This is a genomic window from Leptospira limi (assembly GCF_026151395.1).
Lineage (GTDB): Bacteria > Spirochaetota > Leptospiria > Leptospirales > Leptospiraceae > Leptospira_A > Leptospira_A limi.
The window spans coordinates 2747426-2765270 of sequence record NZ_JAMQPV010000001.1; the positions used below are offsets into that span (position 1 = coordinate 2747426).

The 17845-nt window shown below is 35.2% G+C and carries 19 protein-coding genes; all 19 read right to left on the reverse strand.

Annotation, left to right across the window (positions count from 1 at the left end; all coding sequences use genetic code 11):
* Window positions 1-2: 2 nt before the first annotated feature.
* The 19 genes from ND812_RS12865 to ND812_RS12955 are packed head-to-tail and all read right to left on the reverse strand — an operon-like array spanning window position 3 to window position 17842.
* Complete coding sequence (locus tag ND812_RS12865; RefSeq protein ID WP_265375763.1) at window positions 3-686, reverse strand: acylneuraminate cytidylyltransferase family protein; 684 nt, start codon at window positions 684-686, stop codon at window positions 3-5.
* A 10-nt stretch (window positions 687-696) separates the two neighbouring features.
* Entirely contained in the window at window positions 697-2472 is a 1776-nt protein-coding gene (locus ND812_RS12870; protein ID WP_265375764.1) for an ABC transporter ATP-binding protein, read from the reverse strand.
* Between the two features lie 12 nt (window positions 2473-2484).
* Entirely contained in the window at window positions 2485-3570 is a 1086-nt protein-coding gene (locus tag ND812_RS12875) for a glycosyltransferase (RefSeq protein WP_265375765.1), read from the reverse strand.
* Window positions 3557-4492 carry an SDR family oxidoreductase gene (locus tag ND812_RS12880; RefSeq protein WP_265375766.1) on the reverse strand — a complete coding sequence of 312 codons (936 nt, stop codon included), beginning with the start codon at window positions 4490-4492 and terminating at the stop codon, window positions 3557-3559. Before ND812_RS12880 ends, ND812_RS12875 begins: the two co-directional genes overlap by 14 nt.
* Window positions 4492-4893 carry a sugar 3,4-ketoisomerase gene (locus ND812_RS12885; protein ID WP_265375767.1) on the reverse strand — a complete coding sequence of 134 codons (402 nt, stop codon included), beginning with the start codon at window positions 4891-4893 and terminating at the stop codon, window positions 4492-4494. The genes ND812_RS12880 and ND812_RS12885 overlap by 1 nt, the downstream gene beginning before the upstream one ends.
* Before the next feature lie 7 nt (window positions 4894-4900).
* Window positions 4901-5827, reverse strand: a complete 927-nt coding sequence (locus tag ND812_RS12890) for an NAD-dependent epimerase/dehydratase family protein (RefSeq protein WP_265375768.1) — start codon at window positions 5825-5827, stop codon at window positions 4901-4903.
* Between the two features lie 6 nt (window positions 5828-5833).
* Window positions 5834-6364 carry a dTDP-4-dehydrorhamnose 3,5-epimerase gene (gene rfbC / locus ND812_RS12895; protein ID WP_265375769.1) on the reverse strand — a complete coding sequence of 177 codons (531 nt, stop codon included), beginning with the start codon at window positions 6362-6364 and terminating at the stop codon, window positions 5834-5836.
* Between the two features lie 4 nt (window positions 6365-6368).
* Window positions 6369-7145, reverse strand: coding sequence for a methyltransferase, TIGR04325 family (locus ND812_RS12900; protein WP_265375770.1), 777 nt, complete (start codon window positions 7143-7145; stop codon window positions 6369-6371).
* A gap of 15 nt (window positions 7146-7160) precedes the next feature.
* Window positions 7161-8258 (reverse strand): DegT/DnrJ/EryC1/StrS family aminotransferase, encoded by a 1098-nt coding sequence (locus ND812_RS12905; protein ID WP_265375771.1) that lies wholly within the window; start codon window positions 8256-8258, stop codon window positions 7161-7163.
* Window positions 8255-9484 (reverse strand): class I SAM-dependent methyltransferase, encoded by a 1230-nt coding sequence (locus ND812_RS12910; protein WP_265375772.1) that lies wholly within the window; start codon window positions 9482-9484, stop codon window positions 8255-8257. Before ND812_RS12910 ends, ND812_RS12905 begins: the two co-directional genes overlap by 4 nt.
* 42 nt (window positions 9485-9526) lie before the next feature.
* On the reverse strand, window positions 9527-10765 hold the full coding sequence (locus tag ND812_RS12915; protein WP_265375773.1) for a TIGR04372 family glycosyltransferase: 1239 nt from the start codon (window positions 10763-10765) through the stop codon (window positions 9527-9529).
* Window positions 10766-10783: 18 nt separating this feature from the next.
* Window positions 10784-11641, reverse strand: a complete 858-nt coding sequence (locus ND812_RS12920) for a sugar nucleotide-binding protein (protein ID WP_265375774.1) — start codon at window positions 11639-11641, stop codon at window positions 10784-10786.
* A gap of 55 nt (window positions 11642-11696) precedes the next feature.
* The gene (locus tag ND812_RS12925) at window positions 11697-12359 is read right to left on the reverse strand and encodes a class I SAM-dependent methyltransferase (RefSeq protein ID WP_265375775.1); all 663 of its coding nucleotides are present in this window, start codon (window positions 12357-12359) and stop codon (window positions 11697-11699) included.
* Window position 12360: 1 nt separating this feature from the next.
* Window positions 12361-12765, reverse strand: a complete 405-nt coding sequence (locus ND812_RS12930; protein ID WP_265375776.1) for an LIC12192 family sporadic carbohydrate cluster protein — start codon at window positions 12763-12765, stop codon at window positions 12361-12363.
* Window positions 12762-13559, reverse strand: coding sequence for a sporadic carbohydrate cluster 2OG-Fe(II) oxygenase (locus ND812_RS12935; protein ID WP_265375777.1), 798 nt, complete (start codon window positions 13557-13559; stop codon window positions 12762-12764). The genes ND812_RS12930 and ND812_RS12935 overlap by 4 nt, the downstream gene beginning before the upstream one ends.
* Window positions 13560-13585: 26 nt before the next feature.
* Window positions 13586-14644: an alpha-ketoacid dehydrogenase subunit beta gene (locus tag ND812_RS12940; protein ID WP_265375778.1), complete on the reverse strand. Its 1059-nt coding sequence runs from the start codon at window positions 14642-14644 to the stop codon at window positions 13586-13588.
* Between the two features lie 2 nt (window positions 14645-14646).
* Window positions 14647-15606, reverse strand: coding sequence for a thiamine pyrophosphate-dependent dehydrogenase E1 component subunit alpha (locus ND812_RS12945; RefSeq protein WP_265375779.1), 960 nt, complete (start codon window positions 15604-15606; stop codon window positions 14647-14649).
* A 16-nt stretch (window positions 15607-15622) separates the two neighbouring features.
* Entirely contained in the window at window positions 15623-16726 is a 1104-nt protein-coding gene (locus ND812_RS12950; RefSeq protein WP_265375780.1) for a DegT/DnrJ/EryC1/StrS family aminotransferase, read from the reverse strand.
* Between the two features lie 9 nt (window positions 16727-16735).
* Window positions 16736-17842, reverse strand: a complete 1107-nt coding sequence (locus ND812_RS12955; RefSeq protein ID WP_265375781.1) for a DegT/DnrJ/EryC1/StrS family aminotransferase — start codon at window positions 17840-17842, stop codon at window positions 16736-16738.
* Window positions 17843-17845 lie beyond the last annotated feature (3 nt).

Below are 17845 nucleotides of genomic sequence, written 5' to 3' on the forward strand. Positions count from 1 at the left end.
ATCTATTTTCTTTCCAAAAGTAAAGTTTCAGCCAATTTCCAATCTATCATATCATCAATATCCACTGACCTTTCCTTACTCATCAGAAAAGCCAAAGTGTCTTCTGTTATAAATTTTTTCTTTTCACGAAAGTATTTTACTTCAGAAAAATACAATGAACCGTTTAATGAAAAAGTTTTTGGACTATCTTGTCTACGTGAGAATTCTTCCCTATCCAAAAGTTTAGACATCTTAAATGATTCGTTCATATAAAACATCCAAAAAGGGTTTTCTTGTGACTCACAAACAGAAACTACTGATTTTGAGTGATTCTCCATAGCAAAGCGAATGCAAGCATCGATATCATAATTGGTTCGAAGGGGCGAAGTCGGTTGTAACAGAAGGATATAATCCATTTCCGGAAAAAAATCTAGAGCATGCATTACTGGATCTGTCCCAGGAGAATGGTCTGTTGCTAAATCAGTTGGACGAAGGAAAGGAACAGAAGCTCCGGCACTTTTTGAAATTCCTGCAATTTCTGCATCATCAGTGGAAACAATAACAGATGTTAAACACTGTGAAGCCAAGGCTGCCTCAATAGTCCAAGAAATTAAAGGTTTTCCTGCAATCTGTTTTATGTTTTTCCTTGGAATTCCCTTGGAACCACCACGTGCCGGAATTATTCCAAGTATTTTTGGAATTGTCACCTAACTAAAACTATGCTCCCCTCTGAATTTCAAACATAGAAGCAAAATATCCTTTTGATTTTTGCATTAATTCGGAAAAACTGCCCTCTTCCAATAGTTCACCCATTTTCATAACGTAAATTCTATCGGCTTTGACAATTGTAGACAAACGATGTGCAATCACAATGATTGTTGTCTCTTTTGCGATCGAATCAACGGATTCCTGGATCAATTGTTCAGATTCCGTATCCAAAGAACTTGTAGCTTCATCCAAAATCAGTATGGGCGGTTTTCGCAGAATTGCTCGCGCTAAAGCGATCCTTTGTCTTTGTCCACCTGACAAAAGAACTCCCCTGTCACCTACAATGGTATCTAAACCTTCCGGAAGTTTTTTTATAAACTGATCAGCATTTGCAATCTGACAAGCTTTCCAAAGTTCATCTTCAGTAGAATTTTCTCTAGACCATAACAAATTATCTCTAATGGAAGAATGAAATAAAATTGGATCCTGCGGAACATAACCGATTTTTTCCCGAAAACTATTTTTATTCCAATCTTCAAAATTAATCCCATCTACGGTGATTTTTCCCTTCGTAGGAACCTGTAGACCCAAAATCAAGTCTACAATCGTCGATTTTCCAGAGCCGGATTCTCCAACGAATGCAACCATTTCACCTTTAGGAATTAGAATATTCAAATTTTTAAATAACTCTGGTCTACCAGGGTAAGAAAAATGAATACTTTCGAACTTAATTTCAATCTCAAATTTTTCAAAAACTTTCTCACCAATTACTTCTTTATAATCATTTGCTTTTTTATAGATGGCCTGTAATTGTTCATAACTTCCTGTAAAATTATCCAAATTGACTTTATTGACTAACATCGAATTTGCGAGAGGAATGGCTCTTTGTAAGCTCCAAAGAGTAATCGCAATTTCAGACAAAGCACCTCCGTTAGCAATAGCAACACCCATCCCAGCCAGTGCTGCCAAAATCCCAATGGTATAGTGAAGATTAGAAACCCCTGTGGATAGAACTTGTGTTTTCAGTGTTATTTTAACGTGGTCATCGTAAGCAGATAAATACCTTGTTATCGAAGATTCCTGTCTTCCATATCCCTGAACAATTTTTATACCTTGGAATGTTTCATGTAAAAGTTCCATAACTCTTCCAGAAGTCGAAGTATTCAAAGCTCCTAACTTATTATTTAAAGGTTGTAAAAGTAAAAACGGAACTGTCAGAATGCCCAAAGTCAAAATACTTGTCCCGACCATTAGAGGCATAAGAAAGACAGGAAGAGCCATAATTAGTAATAATTGAAAAGAAATTGCAAATTGATTTGCAAGAGATGTCATCGCATCTCCCACTTTAATGATTTCATGTTGGAAAGTGTTTAAAATTTTTCCCTGACTCAGTGAACCAAAAAACCCCCACCGAGCTCCAAGAAAATTCCGAAATCCTTCTACATTCAAATCGCGCAAAACTGCATAACCTATACTTCTATTAATATAAAATATCAGAATTACAAACAAAGAATTCAACATATTCCCGATAGCAAATATTGCAGAAAACGACAATACCCCAATGGGAATTCGAAACAAATTCAAAACTAAGATAAACTTTTTAGTGATATTATTTGCGTTTGTTAAACTAGGATCCAAAAGGTAATCAGCAAGTGGAGCAACGCAGACGGCAACGATCATTGATAATGCACCGCTCATGACTACGGAAAAAATTAATCCACAAAAAAGAAAAGGATGTTTGGTTATAAAATTATATAAAAGGGAAATTAATATTCGATTTTTCACTTTATCTAGATTTTAAATCGTAAATTTTAATTTTCTTAAAAGAATCGATGTAAACACAAAAGGAAATTTTAGGACTCCCTTCAAAACGATGAGACAAGATGGAATAAAAAATTGCGGACAGTCTTTTAGGACATTTTTAAGAGAAAGTAAAATAGCAATAATTCTATAATCAGAAACATTTTCTTCCACAATACCATATACGGTTGATGAAATTTGATTCTTCTTAAATTTTTTAACTAATGAAGAAGTTTGTTCATCAAAAAGACTTTCCCAGATTTCCAAAATTCTCGATTCATCCCAACCCTTTGTCAAAGATTGGTAAAAAACTTCTCCCCTAGCCTTTGAAAGTTTATTTACCTGAGTTGGATGATGACGCCAAAAAACCTTTGCTTCCGGATCATATCCGCTATCACCAAAAATCGCATATTTTAACAACTGCGACACATCAACATTTCGATCAAACCCACCTTCTCTGAGTAACACCTCTTTTCTAATGGAAAAGATCTCGCCGGGTGCGGAGAAAAGTTTTTTCGGATTGCCGTTTAAAAAATCAAGTGCTAAATCCAAACCCTTAGTGAATCGTCCTCTTAAATTTTTGTCGATGTAGTTACCGTTTACTTTTCCGTTTGAATCAATGGAAAATATTGCTGGGGATGCTGTTACACAATTAGGATTCTCTAAAAACAATCCAACCATTTTGTCAGCGTAGTTTGGACTCATCATATCATCATAAGCAAGATGAGATACATAGTCTCCTTTGCAGTAGGACAAACCAACATTCCAACAAACGCTTACATTAATACAGGGGTCATTCCATGAAAAAACGTTCTTATCGAATTTAACAAAAGAAACATTTTCCTTAGTTTCATATACTTCTCGAAGATAAAGAGCCACATCTTCCACTGCACCATTATCAATTAACATCAATTCCACATTTGAATATGTTTGATTTAAAATTGATTCAATAGCTTGCTTAACTAACGGAAGATTATAAAATGCATCCTGGATGATTGTTAAAACAGGTTTTCCTGAAACATAGTTCTCTTTTTTTGCAGGAAAGTATTTATGAGGGAATTCTGTATATTTATCTAAAAACATTTAACAAATCTAATTCACTTCGTATGCTTGCATCCAAATTTGACGCCCATTGAATGTTTATTTTGTTTCGGACTTTTTCAGAACTTACTTCATAACTTAACTGATTCATAATTGGGCTATCAACAAATTCTACTTTTAATTCAGGTACATATTTCTGAATATTTTCTACAATGTCCCTAACAGTAGCGTTTGTTGTTAAAACATTATATATCTCACCATCAAAAATATCTTTTTTAATAAATTCAACAATAGTCTTACAAGCGTCTTTTAATTCTAAATAAGGACGCATTTGTTCGTATGCAGTTTTCCATACGGTAATTGGTTTTCGAAACGATGCCTGCCAACAAAACTTATTTACTGCCGTGTGGAACCTAATGCCTGGAGAAACTCCTACAATCGTTCCGAAACGAAAGGTAACTACTTTTAAGTTCTTTTCTTTAAACATAGAACGAACCAATTTTTCTTCCTTTAATTTCGTAGTCGCATAAGGGCTCTGTGGTTTTAGCTCATCTTCAGAACAATTTTCATCGACTAAAGCATTTTGAGTCCCATATACGCTCGTTGAAGAAAGAGTTATTAATCTTACATTCTCATTTAAACAAGCTTCTGCTACTCTTTTGGTGGAATTGAAGTTATTGTTTTCTACCGCATCTGCCTTATCAAAACTTCCTGCGGCATCAGTAATAGCTGCCAAATGAATAACTACTTGTGCTCCTGAAAAAATTTCTTCCAGATTGAGCTTTGTTATATCACCTTCTACAAATTTATACTTTGCATTTTTTGGAAGATCAAACAGAGAACAATATCTCTGCGTCATCAGGTTATCGATCATAACTATTTCCGAGTCCGGAAAAGATTCCGGGAGTGATCTAACCAGTAACGACCCAATATGCCCTAAGGCTCCAGTAACGATGATTTTCATTATTTATTCCTTACCCACTCTAAAAAATCGGAATACTCACGTATATAGTCTTCCGCTTCATATCCTCTATCGCATAATACCATTAGTACCGAATTTTCATTAACATAAGCTTGAGTTGCCCAAATACCCGGTGGAATTAACAATCCATCGCTCATCTTTTCTAAATCAAATTCAGATTTAGAACTACCATTATCACATGTTACTTTAATTTTCCCATTCACACAAATCAGAAGCTGAGAACATTTACGATGAGAATGTTCTCCTCTGATATCATTTACATTAGCAGTAACGGTAAAAACCCTTTGAATCAAAAAAGGCACTTCTTTTCCCGATTCGAAAACACTTAGAGATCCGTTATCTTCCGAAAAAGAAGGGAAACGTATCAAACTTGGTTTTAACATATTAATTTTATATTCCTTTTCCGTAAGAATAACGCAAACCGGATTCTAAAGAGAATTTCGGATTCCAATTCGCTGCAGATTTAAACGAACTTACATCATAAACAACACTTCTAGAATCAACTAGAGAAGAACCAGCAGGTGGATTTACATATTCTATCTTCGATTTTTCTCCGCTGATTTCAGAAGCAATTTGTACAGCAGCAGAAAATGCATCAGCTAAAGAATGAGATTGTCCTGTTCCAATTAGAAAATGTTTTCCATTCGTTTTTTCAATAAAATCAGAAGCATGTGTAAATGCAGATACAACATCTTCAATATGAATATAATCTCTTAGTGAGAAACCATCTCCAAAAATTTGGATAGTTTCTCCCTTTAAAGCACGATGAAAAATTTTGTCTAAAACTCCTCTGTCTTGTTCTTGGCCAGGCTTGGTTCCGCCATAAACATTGGCAAGTCGCAAAGAACATCCCAAGAGCCAACCTTCTCTTATAAATTGTTTGAGATAATTTTCAGCAGACAATTTACTGATGTCATAAAAACTAACAGGCTCGTCACGAAATAATTCATTCAATAACGGAGCTTTATGAATTCCTGCTTGGGTGGTTGTAGCCGCAAGAATCACAATTGGTTTTTTTTTCTGATTCCTAAGGTGAAGTAGTAATTTCAAGAAACCAAGCAAATTCACTTGTAAATCATACAATGGATCTAACTTTGCCCGCGGTATGCTTGTTTGGCCAGCCAGATGATAAACGATATCGAACTCTGGTAAACTTAAACCTTCAAAATCAGGATTTTCCAAATCGAACACTACATTCTTTTTTTCACTGGGAACAGGTTTACGAGAATGATAATATATTTCTTTGCCTAAAGCTTCCAGCCTTTCCGCCAAAGCTGAACCAATGAGTCCACTCGAACCTGTAATCAAAACTGGCATAAATTTTTAATATAAATCTTTTAAAAAAGGTAACTTCGAATCTTTGGCAGAAACAATCGGATGAGAAACTGGCCATACGATTCCCACTTCAGGATCAGCATGATTCAAACCTGCATCATCGTGAGGATCATATTTTTCGCTTACCTTGTAATGTAAATCCGCATGATCTGATAACGTACAAAAGCCATGAGCAAGTCCAGGCGACATATAAACTTGTCTGACTCCGTTTTCACTCAGTTCTAATCCAAACCACTTACCAAAACTGGCTGAATCTTTTCTGATATCGACAACCACATCAAAAATCTGACCACGAATCACAGTTAGTATTTGGGCCTGTGGTCGTTTTATTGTGAAGTGCATCCCTCTAATAACATTCTTTATAGAATGGGAATGGTTATCCTGAATGAATTTGTCAGGAATACCAAATGATTTATATCTGGTTTCCTCAAAGGTTTCCAAAAAATATCCTCGGTCATCCTTAAATACTTTGGGATGTAAAATAAGTAATCCTTCTATTGGTGTTTTTTCAAATTCCATAATACTATCGAATCCTTTGAAAAAGAACAGAAAGAGAATATCTGAGTCTATACTCTTTAGGAAAATGATCCATTGGCTTAGATTGATAAACACCAAGAATTGGAGTGTGGAAAGGTTGTTTTAGTATGAGTTTATAACCTAACGACTCAACATCCTTTTTAAATTTTCTAAAATTCAGAAAACGATGAGGAATTCTTTTTTCATAAGAAATTTGATTCGAAAAAAACTCTTTATTATCACCCGCGTATAAATCATCAACCAAAATATATTTTGGATTCAAATGACTTAAAATATTTAGCAAATGTTCATTGGTGGGGAAGTATTGAATTACGCTATTGGTATAAAATAAATCGCAATTCGATAATTTGGAATAATCAGATGAATACTTAACTTTACTTGTGTGAGTGAATTTTTTATGCCTAGAAACAATATCTGGAACTTCTAAAATGGTATATTTTTTTATCTTATTTGGAAGATAAACAGAAGTTAGATAATCATAAATCCATCCAGAAGAGCCACCTAAATCAACGATTATTTCCGGTTTTACCATAGAACAAACAGTAGGTAAATTTGTGGGCCTAGGAGGAACCGCAATTCCAAACTTTTTGATTTCTTCCCTGAATGAAATCAGTTGATCGACAATACGATCAAACCATCTTTCGTTCGAAAATCCCTTTTTGCCGTCCTGGCCTCCTGCAGAAGAAACAGCCTTTTCCCAAGTAGAATAAACACCATCCCAAATTCGGATCGATTTAGAATCAGTATTTATTTTTTTACTCATATAGTTTAATCTTTGTTAGTTAAAAAAGGAACGAACAGAAGTAACTACTTTCTTTACATCATCTAACGGCAATTCTGGATACATTGGCAAAGAGAGAACCGTTTTGGACAGATTCTCCGTTACTTTCATGGAAGTAGATGTTTTAATCTTTCCGATATACGCGGGCTGCAGATGAATTGGCATAGGGTAATGAACCCCTGGAAATATATTTGCTTCTTTCAAATGAGAAATCATTTTTTCTCTAGATTCCAACTGAATTACATACAAATGATAAACATGTTCTGCTACATTATGTTTTACGGGAGTCTTCAGATTAAGTTTTGAAAGTTCACCATCATAAATAGAGGCTATTGTTTTTCTTTTTCCATTATCCGTATTTAAATGACGAAGTTTAACTCTTAAAATTGCTGCTTGTAATTCATCCAATCGGGAATTCCTACCTGCAAATTCGCTAATGTAACGATCTTTCCAGCCATATTCCCTCAACATTTTCATCTTTGCTGCGAGAGACGGATCACTTGTGGTGATTAATCCACCGTCACCAATGGCACCCAAGTTTTTTGTAGGGTAACAACTGTAACATCCTATATCACCAATACTTCCCAATCTTTTCCCATTCCATTTTGCACCATGAGCTTGAGAAGTATCTTCAATTAGAAAAATGCCTTTCTCTTTACAAAAACGTTGAATAGAATCTAAATCGGCGGACTGACCATAAAGATGAACTGCGATCACTGCCTTTGTTTTAGGCGAATAAACAGATTCCAATTGTGTAGGATCTAAAGTGAAATACTTCGGATCAACATCAACAAGAACAGGATCTGCACCTACTGCCTCAATGGCTGCTACAGTAGCAACTGCCGTATGAGAAACAGTGATTACCTCTGCACCAGGTCCAATTCCCAAAGCACGAAGTGCGATTTCCAGTGCATCTGTTCCATTGGCAACGCCGATAGAAAATTTGGTTCCAATATAAGAAGCAAACTCAGATTCCAAAGCCTCTACTTCAGGACCGAGTATATATCGATTGCTATGAATGACAGAGGAAACTGCTTTTTGGATTTCATCCAAATAAGAAGTGTTTTGTGCTAAAGGGTTAGCGCAAAGAATCATTTTACAACTCTTACCGTTGGCACATGAGTGATCCATTTGCCGCCAGACTGCATGAACGCTTGTTCGTTTGCCATGATCTCTTCCGAGTGGTTCCAAGCTAACAAAAATGCATATTCTGGATATGCAGACTTAAACTCAGAGTATGCTTTTACCGGGATATGAACTCCAGGAGAAAATTTTCCTTGTTTGATCGGAGTTGTATCAGAAATAAAATCGATTAAGTCTGGGCCGATTCCACAATAATTCAGAATGGTGGTACTTTTAGAAGTTGCAGCATAACCAATAACTCTTTTGCCTGTGGATTTGATTTCTTTTAAAAGAGAGACCAAATCTGATTTAGACTTTTCGACATTCTGTCTGAATTTTGTGAAAGTTTCTAATTTATCCAAACCTTGTTGTTTTTCTTTTTCTAGAATCTTATGAACGGCTTCACTGACAGGATAAGCACCTTTATGTGCCAGTACATATCTCATAGAACCGCCATGTGTTTTTTGAGGTAGTAAATCAATAAGTTCTAAATCATAAAGTCTGAATAAGTATTGTACGGAATGGGCAGAGAACAAAAATACGTGTTCGTCGTAAATTTGATCGTAAGAAGTTTTTTCTACTACATCTCCCAAATAAGGATCTTCGAACATCACAACCCCAGTAGGTTTTAGTAGGGTCGCAATTCCTTTCACTACACTCTTAATGTCTGGAATATGACACATTACATTGGCAGACAAAAATGCATCCGCCTGGCCATGTTCTTTTACAATTTTTTCCGCAACATTGGCATCAAAAAATTCTGAAATTGTTTTCACGCCGTTTTGATTTGCAACTTTAGCTACATTAGTAGAAGGTTCAATGCCTAAATGGTTAATTTTGTTTTGAGCAAAATTCTTAAGCATAATCCCATCATTACAACCTAACTCCACTACAAATGGATTTTCTTTCGAAATGTATTTGGAACCAAGAATTAAATCTGCAAATTCCTTAAAATGTTTTTCCATATATTTAGAAGTACTGGAAAAAAAAGCATATTGGTCATGAAACATTTTTTCAGGCTCAGGTTGATCCACCAATTGAAACATTTTACTAGTTTCGCAATAAGCCACTGCCATATTGAAAAAATATTCATCTTTGTATTGATAAGGTGTCAAAAAACCGTTACCTAATGGCTGTTTACCGAAATCTACTACTTCCGTTAGCGGCTTTCCGCTCACTCTACAATTTACTGTTTTCATTTTTATTCTCGTCTTTATATTGTTATTAATTCTTTGAAAAACTTAAGACTTAAGCCACCATTCATTATTTCTTAAAAAATCAGCACCAAATCTGGCCTTAATTTTTCCATGATATGGTTTTCCTCTCACTGGATCTGTTGCATCGGTCGGGAATATATTCCAGAATTGACTTTGTAAACTTTCGTCATTTTCTTTTGGTGTCCAAGTTCCATTCAAACGATGTTCCATTTCCATAACAACTGAACATATCTCTTCTGCCGTGTTTTCAATTAGCTGAATTCCTTTGGAAGAATAATCGTTTGTTGCCATAGCAAATCCAACATCTCTTGAAAAAATTTCTTTCATTGTTAAATTACGTTTTTCTTCCGCAGAATAAGACATCTTTGTGATTATCAGATTTTTTTCTCTATATGTTGCGATAATTCCTAATGGAACATTATTTACGTAAACAATAGGACGCCGAAATAAATGATCCGGAACGGCATCCCAGCCAGTAGCTGTTGATATACAAAAAGTACATTTATATCCGATATAAATGTCCATAAAATCAGTACGCATGCCATTAAATCCGTAATCAATAATCATAGGATTTGAAGTTTGCAAAGCATCCTTTACTTTAGCACCCATTCGCAGTACATAATAACCTTTTTTAGTTAATTCTTCTGCAGCCATTAGGAAATTTTGAATATTACTATCTCTATAATTATGGTAACTCCATTCTCCTGGAAATTGCGATTGCAAATATATATTATCTCTAACAATTATACAAACAATTTTAGCCTGTTCAGGGATTCCCATTTTCCGCAATTGTAACTCACCAAATTCTATTTCATCTTTATTAAAGGATAAATGAGGTTTCGAAGTATCCAACAAATTATGGACATCCCTATCACCTTGAGTATTATTTCCAATCTCATGAATTTCCCAACCTGGAATCAAACGATTCACAGGATTTAATAAATTAAATATCCACGTTGGCCAAATCCGCAGAGTTCTTTTCCACATAAGAGCTAATTGGTGGTTACAAACTGGTTTTACTAAAAAATAATGAATATCTAAAAACGAACCTTTAGGGATATTGATTCCGTTTTCTTTCTCACATAAATATAATTCTGTATTTGCTGCAAAGTGTCCTATTCGATGTGAGATCAGCCCTCCCCAACGTATCACTAAAATTGGCCGGATCAGACGAAGCAAAAGCACTATGACAAAACAAACTGGGAAAAAAATAGTTCTAGCCACTAGAGAAGTATAGAGTTTTATTTTTCTTTTAAAATCCATCTAAACTATAATCTTAAATTAATTTTTGATATGTGTTAAAAATTCATCAATTGCTTCAAATGGAGACGGGGGATCAATCAACAAATCATTCTTTAATCTAACCGAATCTAAAGTTGTGTGAGCAGGTGAAAAGGAAATACCTGCATTTATATAGGAAGAAGGACTAATTAATGATTTCTCAATGCCAAGTTGCTCCGCTAAATAAAATGCAGCTTCAGAATACGTGATATCTCTGTCTGCACTAGCTTGGACAATTCCCTTTATTTTATTCTTCATAATAGTAAGAACCAGAATTACTACAAAAGAAATTGAAATTGGTGCCATTACCATATCATCAAATGGAAAAACAGGTTTCCCTTCTCCCCATGAATGAATCCAGGATAAAAAAATGGGCATATTAGAAGTAACGACTTTAGAAATTCTTAATATAGAAATATTGTCACCAAGACCAATCAATTCCTTTTCCGTCACTGCCTTATCAAAACCGTAATTATTTCGAGGGCAAACTTCAACAGTTGAATTAGTAAATGCTACCGAACCATCGTAAACAGAATTTGTAGATAAAAATATAACAAAACTGCCTTGAGATTGAAATTTTTTTGCAAGTAAAATCGTAGAGGAATTATTTAATGTATTCAGACCACTATTTTGTTTTTCTTTTGGTTTCACCGTAGCACAGAATATTACTGTTGATATAAATTCAGGTGGATTCCAATTTTCAACATTCTTGTCTAAATCTAAATATAGAGTTTTGTTTCCTAAGTCTTCTTCTCTGCGAGTGGTTTTCCAATAAGAAATATTTTTAGATTTTAATTCCGAAGCAATAGCCAAACCAATTTGGCTATCTCCACCGACTATCAAAACATTACTTTCCAAACAAAAGACCTTTTATCATTTCAAATTTTACTGAATTGGCCCTAATACATAATTTTCAAAAATAGATAAACTCATAGTCACCAGTATAACCGAATTCGCGGTATAACCAGATCCATTCTGCTACATCAAAAAAACTTTCACATGTCAAAGCCCAACATTGCAAATTAAAAAGTTCTTGTTCGTTTCTATAACTTTCCAACATCAAGTAGGCTCTTTTTCCTACTCTCTCCATTTCAGAAAGTGCAGTTTTGAGTTCAAACAATCGAAGATTATGAAATGCACACATCGAAAATACTAAGTCAAATTCATTATCGCTAAACGGATAAGGATCCTGAGCCTTGTATTGAAAAAGATATGGTCTCAATTCTTCTTTTGCATTTTCAATTCCATAACGGGAGATATCAAAACCTACAATTTCAAGTTTGGGTTCAATCTGAAGCATTTCATACAGTAAAAAACCTTTACCACACCCAACATCTAAAACTTTGGATCCATCTTTTAAATCGTATTCTTTAATTAACGCTTCAGCTACAGGTTTCCATCTTCCAGGAATATACTTATATCCGCCATATCCGAAACGACGATCTCCGTCCCAATAATCGAAACCATATTCTTTTGCTTTTTTCGCACAATTTGCTTTGTCATCTAACATCCGTGCGACAACATCTCTTTTTGTTGCGGTATGCAATGGAGTTACAAATTCTAATAATTTTCCCATACTAAACTACCTGCTTATAATTCAAACAATTCGGCAATGTAAGTCGAATCTTCCAAATATCTTCTATACGTTTGCAGCTAACTTCATCATAAAGACTAATTCCTTCCACGGCGAAATGCAAACTTTTCCCTTCAGAAAGAACTCGTTTATATATCGCAGACCTTTTTTCAGTATCACTTGGAAGTTGATACATACTGTAAGCTACAATTCCATCAATATGTTTCAGCTCATTCAGAGTTTCTTCCATCATTAGAAAGGAATTTTCCATCGCGTATTCTGTCGCACTGAGTAAATATTGAAAATTAAATTTTTTACAATAATCGCGAATTACAATATTCTGAACATGCTGTGGAACACGCTCTCCCAGGAAAGGTCTACTAAAAATATATCCTCTTAATCTTTTCATTGGATTGTAGGGAAAAAATAATCCATTCCCACTCTGGATGCGGATCTAAGCGTAATCGGTTCAAAAAATTCGCCTAATTTTTTATCTCCATAAGGAGTAAAAACTCCTTTGAATCTGCAGTTCATTGTCCATCGAGTTAATGGTTCCAGATTGATTCTATTACCATGAGGTAACCCTTGATTAAAAAGTAGAACTTGTCCGTAATTGATTTCTAAAAATTTAACATCTTTTGAAATCGATTGATATAGTTCTTCGCTGGAAACACCAGCCTTCTTACCAAAGTTCCTGAATAAAATATCCGTTTCCTTAGGAGGAAGAATATACATTGATTTTGTTTTATAACAATCAACCAAAGGCAACCAAACAACCACTTCATATGGTGAGTCGCCTGACCAAGTATCAGAATGAACGGGAAGTAAAGAACTGTCATCATTAGGAAATTGAATGCTTAAATTAACTCTCAATTGCATAGCCAATTCGTTTCCGACTAATGCTTCCAAATAGGGTTTTGCAACTTGGAAATAATGAAAACGAAAGTCTTTTTCTGAATTGATTGATTGGATTACTTTAAGTCGAAAATCATTTAGTTCTGAAACTTTTACTTTTTCATGAATTTTCCCAAACAAATCTTCATCGGAGGAAATATCTTTCGAAATGGAAAGGATATCCTTTATGATGGAAACATATTTTCCTCGGATCCAATTTAATGAATCTTGATTTGCTGCTTCGGCAATAACGTATCCTTCTTCAAAATACTGTTTTGATAACTCTAATTCTTTCTCTGAGAAAAACATACACCCTCTATTTGATAAAATATAACTTAAAAAGGCCCTTTAAACCAGTCTCCAGGAACATCATGCGGTTTTTTCTCAAGTTCTGTTAGATCATTATCATCTGGATTCACTCCAAAGGCTTTACAGACTTCCATAACGATTTCCTTAGCTCCACGGTAATAATGCTTTGTAAGACCGAAACTAGAAGGAGATGCATAATCAGGTTGAGTGATTCTTAGCGGTGACATTTTTAGTGAGTCAAAGATATCCAAACAAACTCTAGATACAATTTCGCTAGCAACAGAAGCAAAAGGAGAAGATGAATCCAATGCGAGTAGTTTACCCGTCTTTTTTACTGAAGTAAAAACCGTTTCCCAATCCAAAGGACGAATCGTACGAAGATCAACAATCTCGCAGGATATTCCGTATTTCTTTAAAACCTTAGCTGCATGAGTTGCCTCTAATGTCATATAGGAATAAGAAACAATAGTAATATCAGAACCTTCTGAAACTATTTTTGCTTTCCCAATAGGAATTTCATAATACTCTTCTGGTACTTCGCTATGTACGTTATGTAACCAACGATGTTCCAAAAATATAACAGGATTTTCATCAAATACAGAAGATAATAGTAATCCCTTTGCATCATCTGCAGATGTAGGCATTACGACTTTCAAACCTGGGATATGCGCAAACCAAGACTGGAGGTTTTGAGAATGAGTTGGTCCCTGTCCCCAGCCATGACCAATAATAAGTCTAATGGTGATTGGTGCAGATTTTTTCAAACCAAACATAAAATACCATTTTGCTGCTGAGTTCACTACCTGATCCAAAGCATAAAGAAAAAAATCTAATCTTTGGTGAATCATAATCGGACGAATCCCATTTAAGGACGCACCTACTCCTACTCCGGTCATTCCATTTTCCGAGGTGGGCATATCAAAAACTCTGGATTCACCAAATTTTTCTACAAGACCTTCAGTAGTTCCAAAAATTCTTTTAGGATCATTTGCACCTAAACCAAAACAAATGACAGATTTACTTTTTTCCATCGCAATATGGATTGCTTCATTGATAGCTTTTGAAAAAGGGATAGATCTTTTCATATTTATTTGTACTCCGATTTGTAAGATTCTTCCATAGTCGGAAACTCGGAGTTCTCAGCAAAATCAAAGGCAACATTGATTTCTGCCACTAACTTCAATTTGATCTCGTTAATTGTTTGTTCAGTCACACCATTTGATATTAAATCATTTTTTAATTTAACTAAAGGATCTTTGCCCAACCATTCTTTTACTTCTACTTCAGATCTATAACCTAAATTATCATCCCAATTAGGACCACAATGTTCAAGATGACGATAAGTATAAAATTCCCAGAAAAAAGGCCCTTTTCCATTCCTCATTTCTTTTACTGTATCAGACACTTTATTATAAATTCCTAGAGTGTCATTTCCATCACCTACATCACTCCGAACTCCCATAGCTCGAACCATTTCATGAATTTTTCTATCTTTTGGCTGACGAACATCTAACGGAGAATATACGGAAAAGAAATTATTCTCACACATAAATAAAACGGGAAGATTTCTCACAGCAGCGTAATTCACGGATTCGTAAAATGCGCCTTCCTCTACAGAACCATCTCCAAAATAAATACAACTAACTTGGTCTGTTTCGTTTAATTGAATTGAGAGGCCTAAACCCACGCCAATGGGAATACTATTACCAACAATAGAAGTGGAACCAATAAAACCACAGGAGAGGTCGCTCAAGTGCATTGAACCACCGTGACCACCACTACATCCGGTTTTTTTTCCATAAATTTCGGCCATCATCGTATTAAGATTACCGCCTTTACCAAGGTAGTGAGCATGTGCTCTATGCGTACTAACAGCAAAATCATCATTTCTAAGAGCAAGGCCCACAGCAGCTGCCACACCTTCTTGACCAATACTAAGATGCGTAGGGCACCTCATTCTATTCTGACTATAACGGGCTGAAATTTCCTGCTCTGTTAATCTGATACGTAATGCAGAAGTATATAAATCTATTAATAATTTACTCAATTGAATCTCCAGAAAATCATTTGCTATAGAACTCGTTAACAGTAGCAGAAATATATTCTATCTGATCCTGTTTTAAAAATTGATTGATAGGTAGGGTGAGAATTCTAGAAGCCTGTGCTTCTACTTTTGGGAAATCTCCAAGTTTATAACCTAAACTTTTACTTGCAGGTTGTAAGTGAATGGGGATTGGATAATGAATCGAAGTTTCAATTCCTTTCGAAAGCAAATATTCTTTAAGTTCATCACGACGATTGACCTGAATCACAAAAGTATGATAAGTATTAAATTCCTCTGGTTTATCTTCAGGAAAAAAAACATGTTCTTTGTTTAAAAGCTGTTGGTACAACTTAGCGTTTGTTCTACGAGCCTCCATCAACTCAGGAAGTTTTTTTAATCGATAATTTAAGATCGCAGCTTGTAAGGCATCCATACGAGAAACAACACCAAAAATTTCTACAGTATTTCTATCAATTAAACCATGATTACGAACTTTACAGATGTTCTCGTAAATTTTTTCATCATTTGTAGTTAAAAAACCTGCATCACCAGCAGCATTTAAATTCTTTAATGGGTGCGCTGAAAAACCAGCAATTCTGCCAAACGAACCACTTGGTTTATCATAAAGTTTGGAACCAATTGACTGCGCTGCGTCTTCTACAATTGTAAGCGAGTGTTTTTCAGAAATTTCTAAAATTTCCTTCATTGCAGCAACTCTTCCCGTTAAATGAACGGGCATAATTGCTTTCGTTTTTTTAGTGATGGCTTTTTCTATTTTTTCAGGATCAATATTTTGATCATCACAAACATCTACAAAAACGGGAACAGCACCGATATGTACTATTGCCGCAGTTGATGCTATAAATGAATTTGGCGGAGTAATGACCTCATCCCCCTTGCCGATCCCCATTGCTAACATTCCGTAAATTAGGGCATCCGTTCCACTATTTAATGCAACCGCAAAACGAGTATTACATAGTGCCGCAGCTGATTCTTCAAAATTGACAACTTGATCTCCACCGATATAGTTTCCGGAATTAAAAACGGCTTCTAATATTGGCAGGAGTTCATCCCTGTCCATGGCCCATTGTTTCGGAAGATTTACATAAGGGATTTTTTCCATACTATTTAATCACTCCCCTTTAGAATAAAACTCTTTTACTGTAGAAACCACATAATCCATCTCTTCTTTAGATAAATGTTGGTCACATGGGAATGTAATTATTTTTTTAGTATGAGCATCAGTGACTGGAAAGTCACCTTCCTTATACCCGTAAGATGCTAAAGCCCTTTGTCTATAAATTGGGATCGGATAGTGAACCTTGGCTTCAATTCCTTTTTTCACACAGTATTCCAATAGTTCATCTCTCTTCTCCGCAAAAACTATGTATAGATGATAGACAATTCTAAAATCTTTCGGTCTAGGAGGGATTGTGATTTGAGGAATGGTGCTTAGGTTTTTGTCGTAATAATTTGCGTTTTCGATTCTTTTGTTTGAAATATCTACGGCTCTTGGAATCAACCAATTTCCCACTACCGCTTGGATGGTATCTAAACGTGAGTTACATCCTAAAATTTCTACATTATCACGATCAATCAATCCATGATTTCTTAGTAGGCGTAATGTTTTCGCGAGATCATCATCGTCAGTAACAATGACTCCTCCATCTGACCAAACATTTAGATTCTTCAATGGGTGTAGTGAAAATGCTCCTGTATTTCCCCAAGTGCCTGCTTTTTTATTTTCAATGGCACCTAAGATAGATTGGCAAGAATCTTCAACGACAGGTAAATTATATTTTTTAGCAATAGGCATCAGTTTACGCATATCTGTCATATAACCTGTAAAATGCACTGGCACGATTGCCTTTGTTTTTTTGGTTATTGCATTTTCAACTAGATCGACATTCATACAAAAAGTGTCATCACAGTCAACGAAAACTGGTATTGCACCAAGCTCCGCAATTGCACCAACTGTAGCTACAAATGTATTTGCTGTTGTTATTACTTCATCTCCAAATCCGACACCTAATGCTTTTAGCGATAACTTAATAGCATCAGTTCCCGAATTCACTCCGATTGCGTATTTTGTTCCAATTAATTTTGCAAAACCATTCTCAAATTCAGTAAGAGGTTTGCCTAAAGTAAAATCACCGGTGGGAACAAATCTTTTTAGTTCCTCCCAAAGATCTTCACAATTGTCGAATTGTTGTTTTAAATAAGAGTATCTAACTTGCATTTC

Bases quoted from the DNA above. Each gene is read 5' to 3' on its own strand.
- ND812_RS12875 (WP_265375765.1), bottom strand. From the start codon at position 3,570: ATGTTTTTAGATAAATATACAGAATTCCCTCATAAATACTTTCCTGCA.
- ND812_RS12880 (WP_265375766.1), bottom strand. From the start codon at position 4,492: ATGAAAATCATCGTTACTGGAGCCTTAGGGCATATTGGGTCGTTACTG.
- ND812_RS12885 (WP_265375767.1), bottom strand. From the start codon at position 4,893: ATGTTAAAACCAAGTTTGATACGTTTCCCTTCTTTTTCGGAAGATAAC.
- ND812_RS12890 (WP_265375768.1), bottom strand. From the start codon at position 5,827: ATGCCAGTTTTGATTACAGGTTCGAGTGGACTCATTGGTTCAGCTTTG.
- rfbC (WP_265375769.1), bottom strand. From the start codon at position 6,364: ATGGAATTTGAAAAAACACCAATAGAAGGATTACTTATTTTACATCCC.
- ND812_RS12900 (WP_265375770.1), bottom strand. From the start codon at position 7,145: ATGAGTAAAAAAATAAATACTGATTCTAAATCGATCCGAATTTGGGAT.
- ND812_RS12905 (WP_265375771.1), bottom strand. From the start codon at position 8,258: ATGATTCTTTGCGCTAACCCTTTAGCACAAAACACTTCTTATTTGGAT.
- ND812_RS12910 (WP_265375772.1), bottom strand. From the start codon at position 9,484: ATGAAAACAGTAAATTGTAGAGTGAGCGGAAAGCCGCTAACGGAAGTA.
- ND812_RS12915 (WP_265375773.1), bottom strand. From the start codon at position 10,765: ATGGATTTTAAAAGAAAAATAAAACTCTATACTTCTCTAGTGGCTAGA.
- ND812_RS12925 (WP_265375775.1), bottom strand. From the start codon at position 12,359: ATGGGAAAATTATTAGAATTTGTAACTCCATTGCATACCGCAACAAAA.
- ND812_RS12930 (WP_265375776.1), bottom strand. From the start codon at position 12,765: ATGAAAAGATTAAGAGGATATATTTTTAGTAGACCTTTCCTGGGAGAG.
- ND812_RS12935 (WP_265375777.1), bottom strand. From the start codon at position 13,559: ATGTTTTTCTCAGAGAAAGAATTAGAGTTATCAAAACAGTATTTTGAA.
- ND812_RS12940 (WP_265375778.1), bottom strand. From the start codon at position 14,644: ATGAAAAGATCTATCCCTTTTTCAAAAGCTATCAATGAAGCAATCCAT.
- ND812_RS12950 (WP_265375780.1), bottom strand. From the start codon at position 16,726: ATGGAAAAAATCCCTTATGTAAATCTTCCGAAACAATGGGCCATGGAC.
- ND812_RS12955 (WP_265375781.1), bottom strand. From the start codon at position 17,842: ATGCAAGTTAGATACTCTTATTTAAAACAACAATTCGACAATTGTGAA.